Consider the following 22,843-nt stretch of genomic DNA (forward strand, 5'->3'; position numbering starts at 1 on the left):
ATACTGGATTCACCCCGCCGTCGTGTCGGTCTGTGGCTGGGGCTCAGGGCTGGAAGAACCGGACTCTAGTGCGGGTGTGGCGGAAGGGTCCAGGGCGAACCAGGCGGTGGCACCGCTGGGGGTGCTGTTCACGCCCCAGGTGGTGTCGCGGGTGAGGATCAGCCGCGGACCGGCCTCATCGGCCACGAAGGCGATCTCGCCCCGGTGCCGCGGCGGCTGGGCCCCGGGGTCGGTGCTCGGGTCGACCACCTGCACGTAGACGGGGACGGGGCAGGTGATGACCACGCACGGCACCCCCGGATCCGAAGACGGCGCCTGCGGGTGCGCGGGCCGGCGGTTGCCGCGCGGTCCGGGCCGGTCCTCATCGGCCGCCCTCGGTGCGCCCAGCGCCTCCAGTGCCTCGACGCAGCGGCGGATGTTGGTGGCGTGCCCGCCGCTCTCCAGACGCGAGACGACCGATGGAGACAGGCCGCTGATGTTGGCCAGAGCCGACTGCGGCAGGTGCTCGGTGTCCGGGTGGCGGCGCAGGAAGCGGATCACCGCCGACAGGTTCAGCGTGCGCACGGCCTGGGCCATTCCGGGGTCCTCCCACACGTGGGAGGGGATGCAGGTGCATCGGTAGGCGGGCGACCCGCCCTGGCGCGGGCTGCCGCAGTGCCTGCACAGGAAGAACGTCATCCCCACTCCTCACACGGGCCTGGCCACGCGCCCGGCGCGCTCGGTGATCAGTCGGTTAACGCACTCGCCGGGCCGGTTGACGGGCACCCTCACCCGGGACGTGGTGACGCCGAGGAATGTGAACTGGTCGTCCTCGACCCGGACGGCGACCTGGCCCAGGTAGGGGTCGCAGCACAGGGTGGGGGTCAACTCGCCCTGATAAAGGGTCTGGGCGAGCTTGCTGCCCAACTGCCGGGCGGTCAGGGCGTTCTGGAGGTCGCGCAGGTAGGTGACGCGCGTGTCTTCAAATTCCATGCTGCCAGCGTGGGCCGAACAGGGCATCTTACTCCAGAACTCGCACGATTCTTGTAACTTCCTGACAGGAAATGGGAGCGGCGCGTAATATTGCGCGTATGAGCGAACCCCCCTTCCATGAAGTGCTCACCACCTACCGCGAGCTTGCGGGGCTGACCCAGCAACAATTGGCGAATCACCTGGGGTGCTCGGCGGCGTCGGTGTCCCGGTGGGCGTGCGGGCATGCCCTGCCATTCCGAGAGACCGTCGAGCAGTTGGAGCAGCTCCTCAACGCCGGGGGCAAGATCATCTCGGCGTGGCGGATGGGCAAGTCGGGCAAGTCGACGCCCGAGTGGGCCCGGCCGCTGCTGAACATCGAGGCGCGGGCGCGGTACGTCCAAGCCGCCTCTCCTACGCTGGTGCCCGGGTACCTGCAGAGCCCTCTGTACGCGGGGGCGGTGTTCCGGGCGTGGCACCCCGCCGCCTCGGATAGCGAGATCGAACGTCTGGCGCAAATCCGCACGCAGCGACTGGGCCAGTTGCCCGAGCTTCGCATCACCGCCGTGTTCCCCGTGTACGGGATCACCGGCTTCGACGGCGCGGTGCGCGCCGAGCAAGCACGTCATCTGGTGGAACTGACCGAACAGGGGCGGCTCCGGGTCCATTTGGTGCCGGAGGGGGCGATCCTGCTGAGCGTGACGTCGCCGGTGCTGGTGTTCCGCCTGGATACCGGGGAGACCGTGATATCCAGCGATCACATATACGGTAACGTCGTCTACGACGCCGACCGCAATGACCAACTCGCCGCACTGGTCACGGGGGCTATGGCGGAGGCGCTTCCCGCCCGGCTCTCCCTCCAAGCCTTGAAGGAACTCGCATGAACACCGACTGGCACAAGAGCACCTACAGCAACACCGGGGGCCACTGCGTGGAGGTGCGCGAGCTGGCCACCGGGACGCTGGTACGCGACACTCAGAACCGGGCGCTCGGCCACCTGGAGTTCCCCGCCGACCAGTGGGCTGGACTTCTGGCCTCTGTGCGCACTGACCAGCTTTAGCGAGCCGACCATAGCGAGCCGCGAAAAGCCTTGTGTATGCGGTAGACACAAGGTGCTGATCCCCTAGCGCAGCCCAGTCCCGTCATCCCCTCACTCATAGGGGGTCAGCATTCGCGCGTCGCCGAGATGGATGACTCCGGCAGATTCGTGTACATCCGCCGACTGCTGCCCCTGGACACCATCCGGCTGACCCTTCAACGGAGACGGCTCCTTGAGAGCCGTGGACACCGCCTATGGCCTGGCCCTGCACGAGACCGCGGGCGGCCTTCAACGTGGACGGCTCCATCGGAGCCGTGGACACGCCGCCGTCTCTATCCGCACACGCCGCCACCGGGACCTTCAACATGGACGGCTCCATCGGAGCCGTGGACACGAGATGCCCCCGCCAGCGTCCGCTCCGGCGGCCACCCTTCAACATGGACGACTCCATCAGAGACGTAGACACGCACAATCCGGACCGCGCCGGAGGCGTGCAACACCCTTCAATGTGGACGACCCCGTCGGACCCGTAGATACACCCGCGTACCGCCTCTGGCCTCGGCGTTGTAGGACCTTCAACACGGACGGCTCCTATGAAGCCGTAGACACGGCCACCCGCCCCCACGTCTGGGGCTCCAGGATGTGCCTTCAACGGGGACCACTCCTTGAGAGCAGTGGACACAGCGACGCGAGCATGACCAGGAACATCGTGGAGCCCCTTCAACGGAGACAGCTCCTCAGGAGCCGTGGACACGGCGTCCATCGCCAGGAACGGGATGCTGCGGGTGGTCCTTCAACGGAGACGGCTCCTTGGGAGCCGTGGACACCGTTTCGGGGCGGCACGGCGAGTTGTAGCCGTCCTCCCTTCAACGGAGACGGCTCCTTGAGAGCCGTGGACACTTCCGGTGGCTGACGCGCGCGGCCTGATGACCGAGCTCCTTCAACGGAGACGGCTCCTTGGGAGCCGTGGACACAGCATTTGAACTGCGAAAACGCTGATAGTGCTTTGCGCTTGGTTGCTCGGCAGCCAGCTTCGTGGGTGTTTTGTGGTGATTCGTGGTTGGGAACCTCCCTGGGATTCGGCGTGCACTCAAGGTTCGCGCTCTAAACGACGGTGACGCCGGTAGGGGTTAGAACCCCCGCCGAAGAGCTACCGGGGATGGGGCGCCGGTGTGCCGCCCCGGCGGTCAGCACCCCCAACGGGGACAACCTGGCCCGGCTCACCCTCAGCCCCACAGACCCATCTTCCTCCGCGACAGACTCAGGCACCAGAGCCGGGTGGTCAAGCAGGGCACGTACCGCGTCGATTCCCAGCTCATTGCGCCACACCGGCCAGAGCATCACCTGTCTGCGGCCACGGCGGTGCCAGAGCACGGACCGTGCCCGACACCCGTCGCCGCCCAGGAACAGCAGCGGCAGGGCGTGGGTGGCCAGCCATGTCGCGCCGGGAACGCCCCAGGGCCGGGAACCGCCGTCGCCGATGTAGGCGGCGGTGTGGATCGCCCGGTGATCCAGGTTCTCGCCCGTGCACCCGTCTACCCGTCGCCACCGCTCCAACGCCTGCCTGATGACCGCCGGATCTTTGCGTACGAGCTCGAAGGGCTTGGAGAAGAACGTCGCGGCCTTCTGCCCACCCGCTGCTGCCATGAACGGGGTCAGCGCGACCCGCTCCTTGCGGTCGGCAGCCAGGTCGGTGGCGATCGCCAGCAGCCACGCACGGGCCTGCTCGCCGCCGAGTTCGACGGCTTCGTCCACAGCCCCGGCCAACGTCTGACGCGGGACACGCATGGGGTCCTCGCCGACACCGATCTGCGGCGGCCACTGAGCCCGTACACCGGGCAGCGTGCCGCCTTCGGGAACGTCTGCGGCGATCTCTTCCAGCGTGCGGGCGATCGCTTCCAGATCGGGCAGGGTGCTGGTGATCTGCGCGGTGGCCATCACCGGATCGAAGGACAGGCGTACCGGCCGCTCCAGGTGCTGGTCGAGCAGGCGCAGCACTCCCAGGGCCGCCAGGAACCCGAGCCCGTCGCGCCCGTCCAAGGCGGGCAAGCCAACGGTGGATTCGGGCATGCCGGCTACCGGTATGGACGGGGCTGTGGACGCGGTCGGCGGGGTGTAGGCGGGAGCGGTGACCTCGCGGCCGGCCGAACACCACATATCGGCCATGCGCACCACGGACTCCACCAGGGCGAGCCGCCACCGGCCCAACCGTTGGCTGAGACGGGCGAAACGCGCCGGGGAGTCCCAGTCCAGAAGCTGGTCGGTGGAGACCTCGGTGTCGGCACCGGGCACGTCGATTCGCTGCGGGGCCGGATCGTTGACCGCGGGCAGCAACGGCCGGGAGTGGCCGTGGTGTGAGGCGATCAGGTGCAGCACCAGCTCCCGGTCAACCCCTCGATAAGGGGGCTGGTCCAGGTAGTGGGCGGCTAGAAGGGTGGACAGGCCCTCGTGGCGCATCCCGCGCGGATAGCCCGACTGGGCCAGTACCCGGCGGCGGGCCCGGGCGTCGCCGGGGGCTTCCAACGACTTGGCCAGTGCGTGGCCCGCGGGCAGAGCCAGCGGGGTGGTGCCGTGCAGCATCGCTTGGAAGCGCGGGTCCCGTTTGCCCTCGTCGTGCCAGAGCGCGGCCAGGTAGACGGCGTGCACCAGGTCGGGGGACAGCCCGACGTTGCGGGCGAACTCCACCGCTTGGCGGGCGACCTGCTCCTGGTGCTCATCCAGCAGAACCGGCGTGGCGTTCTTGGACGTAGAGGCTTCGTCGGCGTCGCTGCCCCGAAACTCCCGGGACAGGCTCAGAACGATGAGCCGCGCCGGGCGCTCGGCCTTGGTCTGCCGCTCCTCGTCTCCTTCCGCGTTCCGGGGCAACACTGCGGGGTTCTGGTCCATCGGTAGGACTCGCACCCGCAGCTTCATGCCGTTCCCTGGAGAGGCCAGGGTGGACAGCCGTCGGGCCAGTGGGCGGCCCGGCGCGCTGCGTTCGAGCGCAGCCGTGACCCGGGCGAGAACGCGGGCGTAGGCGTCGGCCTCGGGGGGATCCTCAGCGACCGGGCTCTCCCCTTCCTCGGGAGCCGCGTCCAGGTCCACCATCTCCTGCAGGGCGGTACGCACCTCCAGAAGATCGCCGTTCGACGCGCCGTCTACGTCGGTGAAGGCTGCGCCCAGCCGCGGGTGCAGGCGGATGAGTGGCCGTCCCCGGCGTGCGGCCGCGTCAGCCACATCGGCCACGGGTGCGGCCGAGTGCGGTGCCCATCCGAACGCGTCGCACCCTCCGAAGCGCGAGGGCACGATGATCAGGTCCCCCGGGTGCACCTGGTCGATGGTGATGCGCGCCAGGTCGTCGGGGCCGCGGTAGCGCAGCACGTACTCGGTCCGGCCCGTGCGTTCGACCGTCTCGGCCGCGCCGCCTTCGAGGTCGTCGAGGCGCGCCGCCTCGTCGGGACGGTGGGCGCGCCAGCGGCGCAGGGCGGCCACCGAGATCTGGAGCTGCTCCTCGCTGCTGGGCGGCACGGCCCGCAGCAGTTCGGCCACCTGCGCCGATACTTCGCCGCTGTCCGGATCCAGGCAGGTGCCGGGGTCGATATCCTCACGCCAGACGAGCACCACGTCCGGATCGCGGGTGTCGATACCGTGCAGGAACGGGGCCACCGGCACATCGGTCGCCGGAGTGGGAGCGGTGTGCTCCCAGGTGCGCAGGATCCCCGTGTGTAGCAGCGGCGGCGCCTTGGTCTCCTCCCGTAGGGCCCGGCGTTGCTCAGCGGTGGCCGAATCCAGCAGGGACGCCAAATCCTCCGGAGAGGCATTCACTCCCTCGCCGAGGTCGTTCACCGAGCAGGTACGGCCCTTCCTGGCCGCCACGGGGGCGGCCTGCTGGGCTAGGAACTCCCAGGTGGCCTGCCGTGCGGGACCATACACCGGGTCGTCGGAGCCGACGGAGGTGTCGTGGACGACCACCGCTCTGGCCTCCCAACCTTCAGGGCGCTTGTCGGCGGCACGGGCCAGGCGCCCCAACCGCTGGACGAGCGCGGTCATGGACGCGGACTCGGTGACGAGCGCGTCGGCGTCGATGTTGGCGCCCACCTCCACCGTCTGGGTGGCCACCACGAACAGCGGTGCGCTCTCCCGAGTCTTGCGTCCGACCCTGATGCGTTCGTAGAACAGGTCCATGAGCCGTTCACGGTCCACGGGGCGGCTGCGGCCGGTCAACAGCACACGCTGGTCGGCGTCCACCCCGCGGCGGGCCAGCAGGTCGAACACCGACCGGGCCCGGGCCACGGTGTTGCACACCGCCAGCACCACGGGCCCGGGGGCCTGCTCGTCGGCCAGCGCCAAGGCCCAGGAGACGAGCTGTTCGGGGACCACCTTGGCGGCGTTGGCGCGGGTCATCGAAGGCTGGACCAGGTACATCCGCCGTGGGGCCCGCAGCCGCGGGCCGGCCACCGGGTGCGTGCGGTCGTCCTCACTGGTGGAGTGCGTGCGCTTGTGCCCGTCGGGATCGTCCACGGTGGCCGACAGCTGCACCAGCCGCGGCCGGTGCGGCCGGTTCGCGGGCTGGTCGGCGGTGGCGGCGTCGATGCTGGTGAGCATCGCCTGAGCCAGGTGGGCCTCATCAACCAGGATGAGGCTGTCGGTGCCCACCAACGCGGCGTCGATGGGGCGCAGACGATCGGAGACCCCGTAGCCGCGCATGAACAGACGCGAACCGATCTGGTCCACGGTGCCCACGACCAGCGCACACCGGTCAGGGCGCTGCACCCACTGCCAGGACCAGGTCGTGCCGCCGCGCATCCGGGTCGCCTCGACCACGTCGCCGCCGTCTCCGGGGCTGCGCAGCCGGGATGCCACCGCTTCCAGCACGGGCGCGTGCTCCGGCTTGGCCGTGTGCGGGTTGTTGATCGCTGCGGCCAGCTCGGTGGCGTGCTCGTAGGCCTCGTCCACCACCAGGCGGCGGTCCACGACGAAGAACACGCGGCGGCGGGCGTCGACAGCCCCCGCCGCCATGGCATACAGGGCGATATCGAGCAGGCTGGTCTTGCCCAGACCGGTGGCCACGTCCACCGCCTCCGGCCACGCCTCACCGGCCATCAGGCGTTCGGCCAGCGCGTTCTGCCACGGAAACGGCCCGTAACCGTGCACGGCGGTGTAGAACTCGGCGAACGTCGGCAGATCACTGCGCTGCATGGACGACCTCCCGCCCACGCTCGGACCCAGGGGCCTGCACGTCGGCATCCGGCACAGGTTCGAACAACCCCAGCCCCAGGTAGCGCATCGACCCGGCCAGGACCGGGCCGGTGACCGGTTCGGGGAACTCGATACGTGCGTGGAGCACCTTGCGGCGCGGACGCCCCTTCGGATAGCTGCCCTGGCGGGGACGCAGCATCGCCCCTTGCGTCAACGGCGCCTGCGACACCTCGACGTCCACGGGCGCGGGATAGCCGGCGTTGACCACCGCCTCGCTCACACAGTGGGCGAGGTCGGAGTTGGGTCGGGTGTAGCGGTCCAGCATCAGCGGGGTCGCGCTCACCCACACCCGGGAGCCGCGCCACGGCATCGCCCACCGAGAGGGGTCCAGGGCCCGCGGGCCGGAAGGTTCGGCCTGGTAGTCCAGCCTGAACACGGGCCCGTGGCCGCGGTTGAGGTGGGTGAAGCGGTCCCGGACCATGGTCTGGTGGAGCGCGGCAGCCGCCTGGGGCTCCAGGTCGCGGGGCAGTACGAGGGCCAGACCGAAGAGGGTGCCGCGCGCCTGCGGGTGGCCGACATCGGGCAGCCCCACGAACGCCACATGGCGCCGCCGTTGGTCGTCGTGCCCCGACACCTGGGCGGGCACGGTCTCACCCATGCGCGCCATGACGCTCTCACGGAGTTTGCCGGTCAACGACAGCAGCTCATCCGCGCCGGGGCGCACCGTGCGCTGGGCGAAGGCGAACACCATCATCGACGCGAACGGCCCCTGCACCGTTCGGGACGCCGTGGGAGTGGTAGATGCCGCGGGAGCGGTGCGGCGGGCGGCGTAACCGATGGTGCGGCCCACCTCCCAGGCGCTCACCCCGCGTTCGAACGCCTCGTCCAAGGCATCCAGGTATCCGGGGAACGGGATACCCAGCACCGCGTCGGTGCGGCCGTCGAGCGTGGTGGGTTCGTAGACCGTCCACTCCGGCCGCATCTCGGGGCGGGTGTGCACCCGGATCGCGACCGTGCTGGTGGACCTGCCCAGGTAGGGCACCTTCCACGCCAGGTCCCCCAGCACTTGGACCACGTCTCGGCTCGGGGCGGCATCGGGCCACACGAACGCCACTTCTGAGACCGAGGGCAGCGCTGACACCCGGGTTCGGGGAGCGTTGGTCCGTCCGGGCAGGGACGTGCTGCCGCCCCCGCTGTTGGTCTTGTTGGTCACCACGAAGGTGTCCGTGCGAAACCGTCCCTCCAGTCCGGAAGCCCACACCTGGGGCGGGGGCTGCTGCTCCAGCCAGGCCAGGGCCAGGCGTTCCTCACGAGTGGGGTCGGAAGCCACCAGAGCGCAGAACAGCCGGGAGGGCGCGGGCGGCCACTCCACGGTCTCCGCCCACCCTGAGGCGGCGTCGTAGCGGCCCTCGCGCAGCCGCACGCTCATCACCAGCGCCATAGCTCACTCCCCGGAGTCGGTGGAGTGGGAGATCGAGTACTCGATCGCCTTGGCCAGCGCCGGGATCGGGGTGAGCGCGATGGTCTGCTCCGACATGGCGATCCCGGCCCGGTCGGTGCGGTCCCTCAGCTCGTGGAAGACCTCAATCGCCTGCCCGGCGGTCAGGGACACCTCTTCGGCCTTGCCGTCCTCGCCCTCGAAGGCCAGACGGTGGCCCGTGCGCACCAGGTCACAGCCCGAACGCAGCCACACCGAGGGACCGCCGAACGCCAGCCGGTCCCCGGCCAGCGCCAACGCCGCCAGCGTGGCCCGTGCCAGGCGCGCTGCCTCATGAGAGGCGTCACCGAAGCGCAGCCGGGCCAGCGCGGCCAGCGACAGCCACGCCGACCGCTGAGCGCCGGTGATGGCTACTCCGCCGTGCGCGTAGTTGGGAGCGATGTTGCCGTGGCCCAACTCGCTCAGCCTCTGCCCCTTGGTCTTCTTCTCACCCGGGGGTGCGTACTCCCAGTCGGCTTGGCTGGAGTCGGCGACTGCCCCGGTGAGGTTCGTCGGGTCCATGCGCCCACCACGGCGCTCGCCGATCTCCGGATCGAAGCCGACCATGGAAGAGGAGTAAGTGCGCGGGAACTTGGCCTGGCGGCCCTTGCGGTGGGAGTCCCAGGCGCCGAGCACCAGTGATTCGGGGGAGAACTCGAACAGCGCGCGCACATCGCGAACAGTGGCCTCGCGAAGGCGTCGGCCCGTGTCGGTTTTGTCGAAGCGCACCCCGTCCCATTCGCTGTCACGCAGGTAGGCGTCGGCGAACCGGTGCGGCATCTCCAGGGACGTGATCCGCTCAGCCCCGCGCGATGTGGTGGCGGTCAACTCGAACAACGGCAACCGGATACGGTCTTCGTCACGGGCTTCCAACAGCGCGGTCTCGACACGGTTGGCCTGGCTGGGGACCTGGTCCAGCACCACCACATCTTTGGGTGAGCTCTCACCAGCCATCCACCGCTTCTCCATCAGGTACGGGCTTTCCGAGGAGTTCTTGTCGACGGGGTAGGTCGGGGGGAACACCTTGTCGCCTGCGGCGGGCCGGTAGTCGGCGTGCATGGACACCCCGGCCCAAGGCCGATCGGGTCCGACAGCGGCCAACAGGTGGTTGAGGACGTTCTGGGACATCGTTGTCTCCGTTCTGTCGCCTGCAGAGGTGGCTGGTTGTCGGCGCCAGGTGGCAGACTGCACCCGGTTCGCTGACAATGTGCGGCACCTTAGAAGCCGATGGTGACAATCGGCGAAGGCGGGGTATCTGGGTATCCAGCATCGCCTGAGGGCACCCGGGGCCGATGGGTTTCGGGGAGAATTGGCCGAGTCCGGCCACCGCGAACCATGAGTGCCCACCGAATCCCGGGGAGGTTCTCAGCCCTGAATCACCACAAAACACCCAAAAAGAAGGCCGTCGTGGGGCCAGTTGCATCGATATTTCAGCGTTTCCCCAGCTCAAATTCTGTGTCCACGGCTCCATAGGAACCGTCCCCGTTGAAGGTCGGTGAGTGACCGCCCCTGCCGTATCCACCCCGACAGTGTCCACGGCTCCATAGGAGCCGTCCCCGTTGAAGGGTCGTGTCCGGGCACGAGAAAAGCCCGGCGCGGGGTGTGTCCACGGCTCCATAGGAGCCGTCCATGTTGAAGGACCGGGCAGGCCACCGTCGCCTACATCCCCCACCAGAACGTGTCCACGGCTCCGATGGAGCCGTCCATGTTGAAGGCGCTACGAACTCCTCGACAGCGCGAACACGGTCCTGCGGTGTCCACGGCTCCGATGGAGCCGTCCATGTTGAAGGCACGATTGGGAGGAGTGCAACCCCACCGGCGCCGAGGTGTCCACGGCTCCATAGGAGCCGTCCACGTTGAAGGAGCCAGTGCGCGGGCGAGTCGGGGTTGGTGGTCGCGTGTCCACGGCTTCCTGGGAGCCGTCTACGTTGAAGGGACGCGCTGGGCTCCCACACGGTCACCCACCTCGGGTGTTCACGGCTTCCTGGGAGCCGTCCACGTTGAAGGGCCGTCCACTCGTGGCGGCCGTTGGTGTCGCGGCCGAGTGTCCACGGCTCCATAGGAGCCGTCCACGTTGAAGGTACGCGACCGGGATGTGCGTGTTCGGGATAGCCGGAGTGTCCACGGCTCCTGAGGAGCCGTCCCCGTTGAAGGAAGCTCACGGCGAACAGCGGCACCGTCACCTAGAGCTGTCTACGGCTCCCAAGGGGGCCGTCCACATTAAATATAGGAATTTACCGCAGCCAAACTGACCACGCCTATCGCAATCCATGCCTTCTTTGCAGAGAAATGCCACATGATCCATCAAACATTAATTAGCACCACAACTAGGACAATCACCATCCCCCAGGTAGCCGCGAGCGCACCGACGCAAACCGGGAGCGCCCATCCGCCAAACGAACCAGGACGATGGACACATATGCGAAGCGCGCGATCCATGATCCCCCTCACATGCAACAGCGGAATCAGCCGTGCAATTTTTACTGGTACTCATAATCATAACCAGTCGAGATCCCTCCTACCCCTTGACACCAGGAGCAATGAACTTCCTGATATAACCTGACAACAGGGCCTCTCCTGTCCGCATTGAAGATGATTCTGAGTTCCAGTTGACTGGAAAACTTCCAAAACCACCACAGGAGAGGCCCAAGTGATTTCCACATAGAGAAGATCCCAAAATATCCCGAAGTGCTAAATAAGAAAATATGCCTCAAACCATCACGTCACCAAAGATACCTCTTTCATTTCCAGAAAGAATCTGGGAAATCTTGGGCTGCTCCGCTGGTGACCGCTTCAGCCCCCGGGCCGAACGGAATACTGGTCATCACGTCGAGTGCAAAGCACTCAACGGGCGGGGCGGCCTGTCCCTGACCAAGCACCAGCTCAAGGACCCCAGTGACCCCCTCCTCCCCCTCACCCACCCCTGACCTACACCAGGCGTGGCACCACGCGGCCGCGTTCTTGAACCTGACCGCGCCCGTGACGGTGGCGTGGCACCACGGAGTGGGTGGCCGGACCCTCAGTGGCCCGGCCGCCACCGCCGAGGGCGCACCCGTGTGGCTGCGCGTCATGTCCGCGCCTCAGCCAGGCGGGAAGGTGTGGGAGGGCCCGGCACTGGCCGACGCACTGCTGGGCGGAGCCGTCCCCCGGCCACGCCTGCTCGCCGAGCACACCTGGGGTACGGGGCCCGTGTTCCAGGCGCTGTTGTGGGAGCGCCTTCCGGGAACAGCAGTGTCCCAGACCCCCGATCTGGCCGGTCCTGTGGAGAACGACACCCGGTGGTGGCACGACCTGCGCCGCGCCCTGGCCGCTCTGCGGGCTACTCCAGTGCCCGAGGGCCGACAGGTGTTCTCCCAGGCGTTCGTCCACCGCATCCCCCGCTACATCCCCGAGATCGCTGATGCCGAGGTGGACCTGAACGTACGGACGTGGACGGCCGCGCACGGGGATCTGCACTGGGCGAACCTGACTCGGGACCCGTTGATGCTCTTGGATTGGGAGGGGTGGGGCCTGGCTCCGCTGGGCTATGACGCCGCCGTTCTGCATGCCTACGCCCTTCCCGAACCCGAGACCGCCGCCGAGGTCCGCTCGCCCTTCGCCGACCTTCTGGAGAGCGACGAAGGGCGGCTGGCGCATCTGATCATCTGCGCCGAGATCGTCCAAGCGGCCGAACGCGATCCACTGCACGCACGCCTGGCACCCCACGCCCGCAGCTTCGCCTTGCGGTTGCTGGCAACACCCCGATAGCTGCGCCAAGGGAGCCCGATGGTGCGAGAACACCCGTGAATCCGCTCCTTTCACGTCGTCACGATTCGCCCTGCTGAAGCTTGCGTGCTCGGGCGAAGGCGTCTTCCTGGGTGGGCGCGCACATGGCCCTGATGTGCGGCAGAGCCTCCGGAACCGCCCCCAGCAGGGCGAGGATCCGCTCCGCTGTGGCTTCCTCGTCGTCGAGGGCGAGTTGCCGCTGCTCTGCCCCGATTGCTTCGCCGCGGCTGGTGAAGGGACCGTTGAGCTGTTCCAACGGGGCATCGATACCGAGCCCGTAGAACATCCACGCCTCTCCCAGCGCGGTCCGCAGTGGTGCCCGGTCCAGTGGCAGTTCGGAGATCTCTCGGGCCTTCTTCCATAGGGCCGTCGCGATGCCTTGGCGACGCCACTGCGGCACGACACCGACCAGGTACAGCACGCCGGCATCGCTCCAGAGCAGGGTCCCGTAGGCCGCGCCTCCTTCCGGCTCTCCCTCGGAACGAACGGTGGCTCCTGGGCCGGGTGTGGACGGATCACAGGGAAGCGCGAAGAGCGCCTGCTGAGTGTCTCCCAGCGCGCTCGTGACCTGGGTCTGGACGTAGTAGAACTCGGGTCCTGTCGCCATGGTCATAGTCCTCCTTCGAGTGGGTGGAACCTCCACCCATTGACAACTTTAGAATACTTTCTAATCTATAGTTGACACATGTGCAAAGCGACCATGAGGAGGACACGGTGACTACAACCGAACACGACGACGGGTACGTCGACGTCAACGCACGGCTGACCCGGTTCCTGCGCGAGTACCCCGACGGCGCCCTCGGGCCGCTGAACCCCGCGGAGCCTTACCGCATCCAGCACATCGAGGGCACCGACGAGCAGGGCCGAGCGGTCAAACGGACGTTCCTCGTCTACACCGCCGCCGCCTACCGGTCCGCGGACGATCCCCTGCCCGGTATCGGGACCGCCTGGACCCCCTTCCCCGGGCGCACCGAGTACACCCAGGACGCGGAACTGCAGAACGCCGAGACGGCCGCCTGGGGGCGTGCCATCCGGGCCGTCATGCCCAGCGAGCGCCGTAAGGGGCCGCTCGCTCACACGCCCCGGCAGCCCTCTGATCTGTCACCGCGCCACATCCACGAGCTCCGAACACGGATCGAGAGAGCACGCAACGCCCTGGCTCTGAAGGTCGTGGTGGCCGAGGTCGACGAAGCCCGTGCCCATGGCCAATTGCCCGAGGACACCGTCACCGAACTGATGGAGCAGGCACGGCAGCGCGAGGCACAGCTCACCGAACGTTCGGCCCCCAGGAAGCCGACGGACCTGGCGGTGGTCCCGTCGGCGAAGGAGGACACATCAGAGACAGCCGCTTCCACGGTGAAGTCCCAGAACCGGAGTCTGGCCGAGCAGATCGCTTCCCGCCACGGGATGCCACCGGCCCCGAAACAGGAGGACAAGTGAGCGAACCGGCCCCGCTCGGCCCCGGGCAGATGGCCGCTGAGGTGCTCAACGTCGCCTCGCGGCGAGCCGTCCGTGACGAGGCCAACGAGCAGTTCAACAGCGCACGCGACCACGCCCAGACGGCCCTGTCCCCCTATGCCCGGGCCGGGGTGCAGAACCTGGTGGCGCGCCTGCCCGACGGCGTGACGCTGGGCAGGCTCAGCTTCGAACAGCCCAAGCCCCGCATCACGTGGGACAACTCGGCGGTGACGGCCTACGTGGAGCGCACGGCTCCCACAGAGGTTGTCAAGGACATCGATCCATCGATCCTGGCCAACCCGGATGTGGTCGAGTGGATCCTCGAACACCATCCGGAAGCCCTACGCACCCATGTTCGGCCCGCCTACCTGGACCTGTTGGCGGAACGTCTGGACAGCGACGGCCATCTGGTCGACCTGGACACCGGTGAATCCGTTCCGGTGGCCACCGTGACCGTCCCGGAGCCGAGCGGACGGTTCCAGTGGAAGCCGGACAGGAGCCACCACGCGTGGCTGCTCACCGCTCTGCGCAAAGGCGAACTCGACGTCGACACGGATGCCGACCTGTTGGAGATCCTTGTCGACGGCGGCAACAGTCAGCCCGAAACAGCAGTCGGTCAGGAACCACCGTTGGAGCAGAAACGGGCGGCTGCGGGCTGAGAACGGGGGGTGCACGACGTAAGCGGGGGACGGCTGCGAGCCGTCCCCCTCCATCCGCACTCGCATCACACGCTTCGGCATCTACGCCACCGATATGTCGGGGATCGAACCGGAAACGCTCGGCCCCGTCTTGAACGAGATTGACTTCCTCGTCCTGGAAGCAGGCGTGGGGGCAGTGCTCATCACAGGATCGATCTGACGTGGCCCGAGGTCGGCTTCGGCGTTCTCAGAGAGCTGTCGTGAGCTCGCGGGCAGCCTGGCGCTGAGAAGGCCGCCCAGAGGCGCCGTCCAGCAGGCGGCCCGCCTGGCGATGTTCGCCTGGATCGGCCGGTACAGCACCCGCAGGCGGCACTCGGCGAACGGCTACCTGAGCCCGCTCGTCTACGAGCAGAGAGCGGTTGGTCTAGAGCTCACTGCCTGATCATCAGGTGTCCACACTCATGGGGGAACGCCCAGCGAGGCCCGGTGGCTGCGTTTGCTAGAGAATGTTCCATTCCAGGTCTTCGTCTTGCTGACGCAGCCCGATGATCCTGCGGCGCACCTCGGTAATGCTGCCCGGGGTGTGGCTCGCCTTGCGGGCGTTCGTGGTAACCATGCGCAGCTCTCGGATACCGCGCAGGACGCGGTACCCCGGCCAGGCGGTCACGTCGAATCCGTAGGCGTCAGCGAACTTGCAGTAGTGGGCGCGGCCGTACCCGAATCGGCGGCAGTGGATCTCCAAGGTCACCAGATCCCACTCCGGTTGTCCCCAGGCCAGGGTGTCCCAGTCGCACAGCACCGTGCGCCCCCTCTCGTGCAGGGCGTTGCGGTGCTGGGGGTCGCCCTGAAGCACGGTCGCCTCCAGCGCAAAGTCCACCCCTGCCAACGCGGCCTGCAGCTGATCGGCCCGCTCGCGCAGGAACTCCAGGTCGCCAGCGGGCAGGGTGGTGATCGCCGTCAGGGAAGTACGAATCGCGGCAAGGTTGTCCAGACCCCGCAGCCCCACCGGCGGGGGCGGGAGCTGGTGTAGTGCCCGCAGGGGGACGGCAAGGTCGACGGCGTCGATGGTGACGCCGTGCTGGGGCAGGTAGGTCCACACCGTCACGGGATGGTCGTCGATGACCAGCGGCTGGTTGATTCCTGGGTGCAGGGGCACCGTGGGGAAGCGCTGGTCCATGAGCCAGCGCACGCACGCCACGGTGGTGGCTACCGAGGCGGCCGAAGTGCCTTTCCGAGCGATTTTGACGACGACGGGCGCCGCTTTCAGGCGCACGACCGCGTTGGTGTGGCCACGCAAGAGCTCGGCACCGCTGTCCTCCACCCCCAGGGCAGCGCAGACCCGGGTCAGGACGCGGTGCATCTCGGATGCGGCGAAACCGCCGTGCAGGGGGGCCGGTGCTCTCAACAGTCTCTCCGATCGGCGGTGACCGTCACCTCGTGGCGGCCGGAAGGCACAGGGCGTCGCTGAGTTGGCGGGCCGCTCGGGCAGATCTCATCGCCGATGGTAGGACCTCCAGGACATCGCGGGCGCGGGCGGCCAAGAGCGGTGTGCGGTGCTCATCGGCCACCGACAAGAAGGTGTCCTGGGCCAGGTCGCAGGCCTCAGTGAGGTGGCGGTCCCGGGCCAGGCAGATGGCCTCTTCCAGACGGATCAGGGCGGGGTCGATGCCGCGCTGGTTCGGGTACAGGGCCAGCGCCCGGTGTTGGACCTGCTGGGCCTGCTGGCTCTGGCCCAGGTAGGTGTAGGCGCCGCTCAGGTACAGCAGCAGGCGCCGTTCAGGGAAAGCGAAGGCGTCATCGGTGGGGCCGGGCGTGCATCGCTCGAACATCGTGCGCGCCAGGGCGATGGCCTCTTGGGCTCTGGCACGGTCACCGCGCCGGGCCAGTGCGCGTGCCTCGGCGGCTGCGGCGAAGGCGCCGGTGGCTGTGGGCTTTTCTCGGGAGAGCATCCGGGCGTCACGGGCCAGGGTGATGGCCGTGTCCAGGGGCCCGTAGTAGTAGGGCAGCATTGCGGCCTGGGCGCGCACGCGTGCCCGGAGCTCGGTGGTGGTGCTCTCGTCGGCGGCGGTCCGGGCGGTGGTGAACCAGGCCACGGCCTGACGCAGGCAGCCGAGCTTCATCAACGCATCGGCGACCAGGGTGGCTTGTAAGGCGGTGATCTCCGCCAGGTGTGCCTGGACGGTGGCCGGTTGGCGCTGGGTGAGCAGGGTGTGGACCTCGTCGATGTCGGCCAGGAGGATGTCCAGCATGGGCGCGGGCGGCTCATGCAGATACTGGAATCGCACCCACGCCAGGCGTTCGTCGAGCAGGTCCAGTTGGACCGGGGTGAGGCTGGCCTGGGCCAGGGTGCGGTCCAAGCCCCGGCGTGCCCGATCGGCTCGCTGCTCGGCCGCCGCCAGTGCCGACCCGGACGGCTCTGCGGAAGCCGGTCCGGGCGTCAGCCACGCGGGCTGGCGCGTCGATTCAGGGGCGCTGGTGCGGTAGTCGCCAGCCATTCCCAGTTCGTGGGCGTTGGTGTCATAGAGCCGGCACAGCAGGTCGATGGTCCGGGCCCGGGGCCTGTAGGCACCAGTCTCCCACCGGCTGAGTTGGTCGGCGTCCATCTTGGCGGCTCCGGGGACCTGTGCTGCCAACCGCCGGTACTGCTCGACGGCTTGTGCCTGCGTCCAACCACGGGCCAGCCGGTGCGCGCGCAGACGGCTCACGTGGCAGCACTGGTGGATGCTCTGCGCTGTGGCCGCGAGGTCGAGCCCTTGGTCTTGGGCGCGCTCGCGTAACCGCTTGGCGCAGGAGGGATGGTGTTGGCTCATGCCCACCTCCGGGGTAGCTCGGTCGCACCGAGCGTAGTGACCCACGCAGTGCCTTGGGGGCGAATCCGTGAGACGTCACGGCTGCTGGGAGAGGTGTGACGGATGAGCTCCGGCCCGTGGATTCTCACGGTTGTCCGAGAGGTGGGAACGGGCTCAGGCTGTCTGCCACGTGACCGCCCCCGCGCTCCGAGGACCGGTGGAAGACCCCGCCCCAGACGCGCCCCTCCCAGATCCGAAGGACGCCACATGCTCGACGAGGCCGTGGTCCCGCTCCCCGCGGGAACCTTCACCATCGGCAAGACCTTCACCTTTGAGGCCGGGCATCGCCTGCCGAGTCTCCCGCCCGACCACAAGTGCTCACGCCAGCACGGGCACAGCTACCAGGTCGAAGTTATCCTCAACGCCCCCGCCCTGACCGGCCCCGGTTTCGTCGCCGACTTCGGTGACCTCGCACCGTTCAAGACGTTCCTGGACACCGAGCTCGACCACCACAACCTGCACGAGATCCTGCCCGTCGAGCCGACCTCCGAGAACCTGGCCCGCTTCCTGGCCGGATGGTTCATCCACCACCTCGAGCCACAGATCCCCGGCCGACTGGTCGCCATCCGAGTCCGCGAGACCGCCCGTAGCTGGGCGCGCTTCGATGTGGAGCCCCAGTGAGTCCCGCGGGCGCAGAGCAACCGCCCCGGCTGCTCGTGGCCGAGACGTTCGGCGTCGAGCAGCCCACGTTCCAGGGGGAAGGTCCGAGCTGCGGCGTGCCGGCTCTGTTCATCCGCCTGTCACGGTGCAACCTGACCTGCTCCTGGTGCGACACCCCCTACACCTGGGACTGGGCCCGCTTCGACCCGCATGCCGAGTCGTCGCGGCAGACGGTGCGGGAGCTGCTGGAGTGGGCGCGTTCCTCGGACGTGGAGCTGGTCGTCATCACCGGCGGCGAGCCGCTGATCCAACAGCAGCCCCTGGCGGTGTTGGTGCGCGGGCTGTTGGACGGGGACAAGCGGGTCGAGTTCGAGACGAACGGCACCATCGCCCCCGGCCCCGACCTGCTGGTCGAGGGTGTCCGGTTCAACGTGAGCCCCAAACTTGCCAACTCCGGTGTCGCCGAGAGCAAACGGCTCGCCCCCACGGCGCTGGTTGCGTTCGCGGCCAGCGGCAGGGCGGTGTTCAAGTTCGTCGCCCGTACCGAGGCGGACCTGGAAGAGATCGCTGGCCTCGCTGACCGGTACGGGCTGGCCCCGATCTGGGTGATGCCCGAGGGCACCACCCCGCAGGAGTTGATCGCTACCACCCGTGTACTCGCCGACGCCGTCGCGGCCCGCCGCTGGAACCTGGCCCAGCGCCTACACGTGATGGCGTTCGCCGAGCTACGCGGGCGCTGACCCCCTGATCGTTCGCCCGCACCCTAGGAAGCGAGGCCCCAGCCCATGACGCATACCCTCAGCCCGCCCCCCGGACAGAGCGCACCCCCTTCCTGTTCTACCGGTCCCGGTGGGCGGACACCGGTCGACGTCGACCGCATCGCTGACCTGGTCGGCCAGCTCCTGGCCGCGCTCGGGGAAGACCCCCACCGGGAGGGTCTGGCCGACACCCCGGGCCGGGTCGCGGCCTGGTACCGCGACTTCCTGTCCCCGGAGGCCGTCCCTGCGGCGAGGTGCTTCGCCGAGTCCCAGGTGAGCGACCAGCTGGTCGTGGTCTCCGGTATGAGTGTGTGGTCGCTGTGCGAGCACCACCTGCTGCCGATGCACCTGCAGGTCACGGCCGGATACCGGCCCGATGCCACAGTGCTGGGCCTGTCCAAGTTCGGGCGGATCGCCCGCGCGCACGCGGGGCGCCTGCAGGTGCAGGAGCGGTTCACCCGCCAGGTCGCCGACGCGATCACCCACGCCCTGGGCCACCAGGACGTGGCCGTCGCCGTGTGCGGCACCCACCTGTGCATGAGCATGCGGGGCGTGCGGATGGAAGCGGCCCGCACCACCACGCTGGAGCACCGCGGCCGTTTGGAAGAGGACCCGGCGCTCGCCCAGCGCTTCCTGACCCTGGCCACAAGCCAGTGGGGGCTCTCGTGACGACGCACCTCACCTCGGCACTCGACACTCAGGGCCGTGCGATCGTGCACCTGACGTGGCAGCGGATCGGGGAGAGCGTCGACCGGATCGCCCAGGCGGCCGGGCACGACGGCACCCCCCAGACGCTGGTGGCCGTGCTGCGCGGCGGTGCGGTACCCGCCGTGTGGCTCTCCCACCGCCTCCAGGTCAGGGACGTGCGCGCCATCGAGGTCACCCACACCGCCGACGACAGCCACCACGCCGCCAAGACGGACCAGCCGGTGGTGGTCAACCCGGCATCGCTGGGCGACCTGGTCGGCCGGGACGTACTCATCGTGGATGACGTCGCCGGCACCGGGCACACCCTGGCCGTCGCGGCGCGCCTGGTGGCCCAGGCGGGCGCCGGGCGGGTGCGGACCGCGGTGTGCGCGGTCAACACCGACAACTGGACCCAGGCGCAGCCCGCGGAGACGGCCATCACCTACATCGGCCAGACCACCTGCGGGTGGGTGGTCTTCCCCTGGGAGGGCGGCATCCGTGAGCGCTGAAGCAGAGCCCCCGCCCCTGCACCGCCGGGGACGGCCCGGCGACCGGCCAGATCCCTATGCGTGGAAGGACACCATGACCGCTCCCCCGCCCCGCACCGATCCGTCCCCGCGCCCGCTTTGGGTGAGCGTCGAGGGCATCAACGGCGTCGGCAAGTCCACCGCCGCCCGAGCCGCGGCCGCCGCGCTCGGCGATCGGTGCCTGCTGCTGGACGAGCTCACCGACCAAGCCGGGGACACCCTGCCCGGTCGGGTCATCGCCGCGCTCGCGGCCGACGGGGACGTGTGCCTGCGCACCGGCCACCCCGTCGTGGAGACCCTGGCCCTGCTCGCGCTCAAGGTCCGCGAAGCCGAACGTCTCGCCGACCGGTACCCGGCCGGGGTCGATGTGGTCCTGGAGGACCGCGGCCTGGACTCGGTCGCCGTGTGCCAGGCCGCGATCCTGGCCGACCACTACGGGGAGACCGACCCGGCGGCGCTGGCCCGGTACGTGCTCTCCACGGCCCGCGCGTGGTCTCGCCTGCCCGACGCCACGGTGTGGCTCACCGGCGACCGAACGGTGTGCACCGACCGGTTCGCCGCCCGGATCGGCCGCACGCTCGCACCCAGGAACCTGGAGGTGATCCACCGGACCGACGACCTCTACCATGTGCTGGCCTCTGACGAGCCCGACCGCTACACGACCATCGACACCACCGGGTGGCCACCGCACGAGACCGCCAGCGCCGTCGAACACAGGGTCCGCGAGCTGCTCCGGGAGCGGGAGGTGGCCCGTGTCGCGTGACGTCACCCTGCTGTGGGGGCTGCGCTCCCCGTGCGCGTTCGCCTGCCCGCACTGCTACTTCGGGACCATCGACGAGCACAAGGCCGCACCGCCGAACCAGATCGGGGTCCTGTCGCACCTGTCGCGCACCGACCTGCCCGCCCAGGCGATCGAGGACTTCGTTCGCACCCTGCCCGACTCCCCGGTCGAGCGGGTGGTCATCGCCGGCGGCGAGCCGCTGGACTGGCCCGGCGCCCTGGAGGTGATCGCGCTCATCAAACAGGCCGGCTGCCAGGTCGTCATCGCCACCAACGGCATCCCGCTCACCCGCCCCCACGTGGTCGAGCGCCTCGTCGGCCTCGGTGTGGACGGGGTGTCGGTGTCCCTGGACAGCGCCGACGCCTCCACCAACGACCGGCTACGGCCCTCCCGATCGGGCCGGTTCGGCTACGACCAGGTCCTGGAGGGCATCGAGGCCCTACTCCGGGCCCGAGGGACCGGTCCGGTACCGCGGGTGGGCATCTACACCGTGGTGATGCGCCCCCGCCCCCAGGAGATCACCGGCATGGCACGGCTGGCCGCCGACCTGGGCGTGGACTACTACGTGCCCCAGCCCATCTCCCTGGCGCCCGGCCACGCCCTGTTCGAGGAGCTGGCCCACCGGCCGGAAGATGTAGCGGCCGTGGCCGATGAGCTCGACCGCCTCTACGCCGAACCGGCCGGCCTGGCCCTGCCGGACACCTCCTACGCGCGGCGGTTCGTGGAGGCGATCTCCACCCACGACAGCGGGCATGTACCCGGCTGCTTCGGCGGGGCGCGCCTGTTCTTCATCCAGCCCGACGGGTCGGTGTGGGACTGCCCCTCCGACCGGCGTATCGCCGCCACCCCGCCCGAGGCGCGGCGCACCATCCGCGGCGCCGACGCGCGCACGCTGTTCGCCGACCGACCCGCGTGCACGGACTGCGACCTGTTCAGCCGGGACTGCGTGAACATGTGGCCCCTCATGGACCTGCCGCGGATGCTGAACGGGGAGGCCACCCAGTGACGCTCCCACCCATCCCCGACCGCGCGCCGCTGATCGCTGACCGGCTCGCCCCCGTCCTGGACCAGATGCCCGACCCCAGCGGCGGCACGGCCGCCGCGGACCTGGAGCACACGCTCGCCCAGGCACTGGGGGTCGCGCACGTGGTGGCGGTCTCCTCCGGCACCACGGCCCTGCACGCCGCGCTGGCGGCGTGCGGTATCGGGCCGGGCGACGAGGTCCTGGTGCCGGCGCTGAGCGTCGCCATGAGCGCGGCCCCCGTGGTGGCCCTGGGGGCGCGCCCGGTGTTCGTCGACTCCGACACGGCCACGTGGGACGTGGACTACGACGACGCCGCCCGCAAGGTCACCGGGAGCACCCGCGCGATCGTCCCGGTGCACCTGTGGGGGCGGATGGGGGATCCGGCCGCCCTGGCGGGCTTCGCCTCCGAGCACGGGCTCATCGTCGTGGAGGACGCCGCGCAGGCCATCGGCACCACCCGAGACGGCCACCGGGCGGGCACCGTCGGCGCCGCGGGCTGCTTCAGCATGAAGGACGGCAAGATCCTGTGGAGCAGCGAGGGCGGGTTCCTGGCCACCGGCCGCCCAGAGGTCGCCGAGCACGCCCGTGCGTGGCGCAGCCACTGGCAGCCGCCCCCACAGGGCCAGGTCCCACAGTCCCGTGCGGCCACCAACGCCCGCCTGGCCGCCCCACTGGCCGCGATCGCCTCGGCCAACCTCCACCACCTAGACGAGCTGGTCCAGCTGCGCCGCGCCCAGACGCGCCACCTGCTCAACGCCCTGGAACACGCACTCGGCCTGCGCCGCCTGGCCCCGGCCCGGGGGGAGGAGTGGAACGCCTACGCCCCGCTGCTGCACCTGGACCTGCCCCGCCCCCGGGCGTTCGCCGAGCACCTCGCCTCGCGGGGGGTACCCAGCTCCACCGGCACCTTCCGCCTCGTGCCCTGCGACACCAGGCCCGCCTTCACCGACCCGGGGCGGGCGCCGTGCCGCGGAGCCGCCCAGATCCTGGACCGCACGCTCGCCGTGGTCCTGACCGAACACGACAGGGCCCCGGACCTGGACCGCTACGCCGCTGTCATTATCCGCGAGGCCACCGCCTGGGCCAGGTGATCAGCGCCCCACCGCCGACCGAG

The 22,843-nt window shown here is 69.3% G+C and carries 20 protein-coding genes and 1 CRISPR repeat array; of the genes, 12 read left to right on the forward strand and 8 right to left on the reverse strand.

Features of this window, described 5'->3' with window-relative positions; genetic code table 11:
* Nucleotides 1-9: 9 nt before the first annotated feature.
* On the reverse strand, nucleotides 10-678 hold the full coding sequence (locus tag B042_RS0115130; RefSeq protein ID WP_028649017.1) for a helix-turn-helix domain-containing protein: 669 nt from the start codon (nucleotides 676-678) through the stop codon (nucleotides 10-12).
* A gap of 9 nt (nucleotides 679-687) precedes the next feature.
* A complete protein-coding gene (locus tag B042_RS0115135) occupies nucleotides 688-972 on the reverse strand; it encodes a hypothetical protein (protein WP_155989114.1) in 285 nt (94 codons plus the stop codon).
* Nucleotides 973-1,070: 98 nt separating this feature from the next.
* Between B042_RS0115135 and B042_RS0115140 the strand changes: the two genes are divergently transcribed.
* Together B042_RS0115140 and B042_RS0115145 are read left to right on the forward strand one after the other, a co-directional pair.
* The gene (locus tag B042_RS0115140; RefSeq protein ID WP_028649019.1) at nucleotides 1,071-1,832 is read left to right on the forward strand and encodes a Scr1 family TA system antitoxin-like transcriptional regulator; all 762 of its coding nucleotides are present in this window, start codon (nucleotides 1,071-1,073) and stop codon (nucleotides 1,830-1,832) included.
* Nucleotides 1,829-2,008, forward strand: a complete 180-nt coding sequence (locus tag B042_RS0115145; protein ID WP_028649020.1) for a DUF397 domain-containing protein — start codon at nucleotides 1,829-1,831, stop codon at nucleotides 2,006-2,008. Before B042_RS0115140 ends, B042_RS0115145 begins: the two co-directional genes overlap by 4 nt.
* A gap of 191 nt (nucleotides 2,009-2,199) precedes the next feature.
* Nucleotides 2,200-2,961: a CRISPR direct-repeat array (repeat unit 38 nt; unit sequence TCCTTCAACGGAGACGGCTCCTTGGGAGCCGTGGACAC).
* A 130-nt stretch (nucleotides 2,962-3,091) separates the two neighbouring features.
* Here B042_RS0115145 and cas3u read toward each other — a convergent pair.
* The 3 genes from cas3u to cas7u are packed head-to-tail and all read right to left on the reverse strand — an operon-like array spanning nucleotide 3,092 to nucleotide 9,770.
* Nucleotides 3,092-7,165, reverse strand: coding sequence for a type I-U CRISPR-associated helicase/endonuclease Cas3 (gene cas3u, locus B042_RS0115150; RefSeq protein WP_028649021.1), 4,074 nt, complete (start codon nucleotides 7,163-7,165; stop codon nucleotides 3,092-3,094).
* Nucleotides 7,152-8,606, reverse strand: coding sequence for a type I-U CRISPR-associated protein Csb2 (csb2, locus tag B042_RS0115155; RefSeq protein WP_028649022.1), 1,455 nt, complete (start codon nucleotides 8,604-8,606; stop codon nucleotides 7,152-7,154). Before csb2 ends, cas3u begins: the two co-directional genes overlap by 14 nt.
* A 3-nt stretch (nucleotides 8,607-8,609) precedes the next feature.
* On the reverse strand, nucleotides 8,610-9,770 hold the full coding sequence (cas7u, locus tag B042_RS0115160; protein ID WP_028649023.1) for a type I-U CRISPR-associated RAMP protein Csb1/Cas7u: 1,161 nt from the start codon (nucleotides 9,768-9,770) through the stop codon (nucleotides 8,610-8,612).
* Nucleotides 9,771-11,537: 1,767 nt separating this feature from the next.
* On the opposite strand from cas7u, the gene B042_RS26600 reads away from it, so the two are divergent.
* Nucleotides 11,538-12,389: a phosphotransferase gene (locus B042_RS26600; protein ID WP_028649024.1), complete on the forward strand. Its 852-nt coding sequence runs from the start codon at nucleotides 11,538-11,540 to the stop codon at nucleotides 12,387-12,389.
* A gap of 58 nt (nucleotides 12,390-12,447) precedes the next feature.
* Here B042_RS26600 and B042_RS0115170 read toward each other — a convergent pair whose 3' ends face one another.
* On the reverse strand, nucleotides 12,448-13,014 hold the full coding sequence (locus B042_RS0115170) for a GNAT family N-acetyltransferase (RefSeq protein WP_036555221.1): 567 nt from the start codon (nucleotides 13,012-13,014) through the stop codon (nucleotides 12,448-12,450).
* A gap of 107 nt (nucleotides 13,015-13,121) precedes the next feature.
* Between B042_RS0115170 and B042_RS0115175 the strand changes: the two genes are divergently transcribed.
* On the forward strand, nucleotides 13,122-13,847 hold the full coding sequence (locus tag B042_RS0115175) for a hypothetical protein (protein WP_155989116.1): 726 nt from the start codon (nucleotides 13,122-13,124) through the stop codon (nucleotides 13,845-13,847).
* A complete protein-coding gene (locus B042_RS23365; protein WP_051415719.1) occupies nucleotides 13,844-14,524 on the forward strand; it encodes a hypothetical protein in 681 nt (226 codons plus the stop codon). The genes B042_RS0115175 and B042_RS23365 overlap by 4 nt, the downstream gene beginning before the upstream one ends.
* Before the next feature lie 478 nt (nucleotides 14,525-15,002).
* Here the strand turns inward: B042_RS23365 and B042_RS0115185 are convergent, their stop codons facing one another.
* Nucleotides 15,003-15,908, reverse strand: a complete 906-nt coding sequence (locus B042_RS0115185; RefSeq protein WP_051415720.1) for a phosphotransferase family protein — start codon at nucleotides 15,906-15,908, stop codon at nucleotides 15,003-15,005.
* A 25-nt stretch (nucleotides 15,909-15,933) separates the two neighbouring features.
* Nucleotides 15,934-17,313, reverse strand: coding sequence for a helix-turn-helix transcriptional regulator (locus tag B042_RS0115190; protein WP_036555210.1), 1,380 nt, complete (start codon nucleotides 17,311-17,313; stop codon nucleotides 15,934-15,936).
* A gap of 246 nt (nucleotides 17,314-17,559) precedes the next feature.
* On the opposite strand from B042_RS0115190, the gene B042_RS0115195 reads away from it, so the two are divergent.
* The 7 genes from B042_RS0115195 to B042_RS0115225 are packed head-to-tail and all read left to right on the forward strand — an operon-like array spanning nucleotide 17,560 to nucleotide 22,820.
* Nucleotides 17,560-17,973, forward strand: a complete 414-nt coding sequence (locus B042_RS0115195) for a 6-carboxytetrahydropterin synthase (RefSeq protein ID WP_028649029.1) — start codon at nucleotides 17,560-17,562, stop codon at nucleotides 17,971-17,973.
* Nucleotides 17,970-18,692, forward strand: coding sequence for a 7-carboxy-7-deazaguanine synthase QueE (locus B042_RS0115200; RefSeq protein WP_028649030.1), 723 nt, complete (start codon nucleotides 17,970-17,972; stop codon nucleotides 18,690-18,692). Before B042_RS0115195 ends, B042_RS0115200 begins: the two co-directional genes overlap by 4 nt.
* Nucleotides 18,693-18,737: 45 nt before the next feature.
* The gene (gene folE, locus B042_RS0115205) at nucleotides 18,738-19,379 is read left to right on the forward strand and encodes a GTP cyclohydrolase I (protein ID WP_028649031.1); all 642 of its coding nucleotides are present in this window, start codon (nucleotides 18,738-18,740) and stop codon (nucleotides 19,377-19,379) included.
* The gene (locus B042_RS0115210) at nucleotides 19,376-19,906 is read left to right on the forward strand and encodes a phosphoribosyltransferase (protein ID WP_081748806.1); all 531 of its coding nucleotides are present in this window, start codon (nucleotides 19,376-19,378) and stop codon (nucleotides 19,904-19,906) included. Before folE ends, B042_RS0115210 begins: the two co-directional genes overlap by 4 nt.
* Nucleotides 19,896-20,687 (forward strand): thymidylate kinase, encoded by a 792-nt coding sequence (locus B042_RS0115215; RefSeq protein WP_231494107.1) that lies wholly within the window; start codon nucleotides 19,896-19,898, stop codon nucleotides 20,685-20,687. The genes B042_RS0115210 and B042_RS0115215 overlap by 11 nt, the downstream gene beginning before the upstream one ends.
* A complete protein-coding gene (locus B042_RS0115220; RefSeq protein ID WP_028649034.1) occupies nucleotides 20,677-21,711 on the forward strand; it encodes a radical SAM protein in 1,035 nt (344 codons plus the stop codon). The genes B042_RS0115215 and B042_RS0115220 overlap by 11 nt, the downstream gene beginning before the upstream one ends.
* On the forward strand, nucleotides 21,708-22,820 hold the full coding sequence (locus tag B042_RS0115225) for a DegT/DnrJ/EryC1/StrS aminotransferase family protein (RefSeq protein ID WP_051415722.1): 1,113 nt from the start codon (nucleotides 21,708-21,710) through the stop codon (nucleotides 22,818-22,820). Before B042_RS0115220 ends, B042_RS0115225 begins: the two co-directional genes overlap by 4 nt.
* Nucleotides 22,821-22,843 lie beyond the last annotated feature (23 nt).

The sequence above is a fragment of the Nocardiopsis sp. CNT312 genome (genome assembly GCF_000515115.1).
Classification (GTDB): Bacteria; Actinomycetota; Actinomycetes; order Streptosporangiales; family Streptosporangiaceae; genus Nocardiopsis.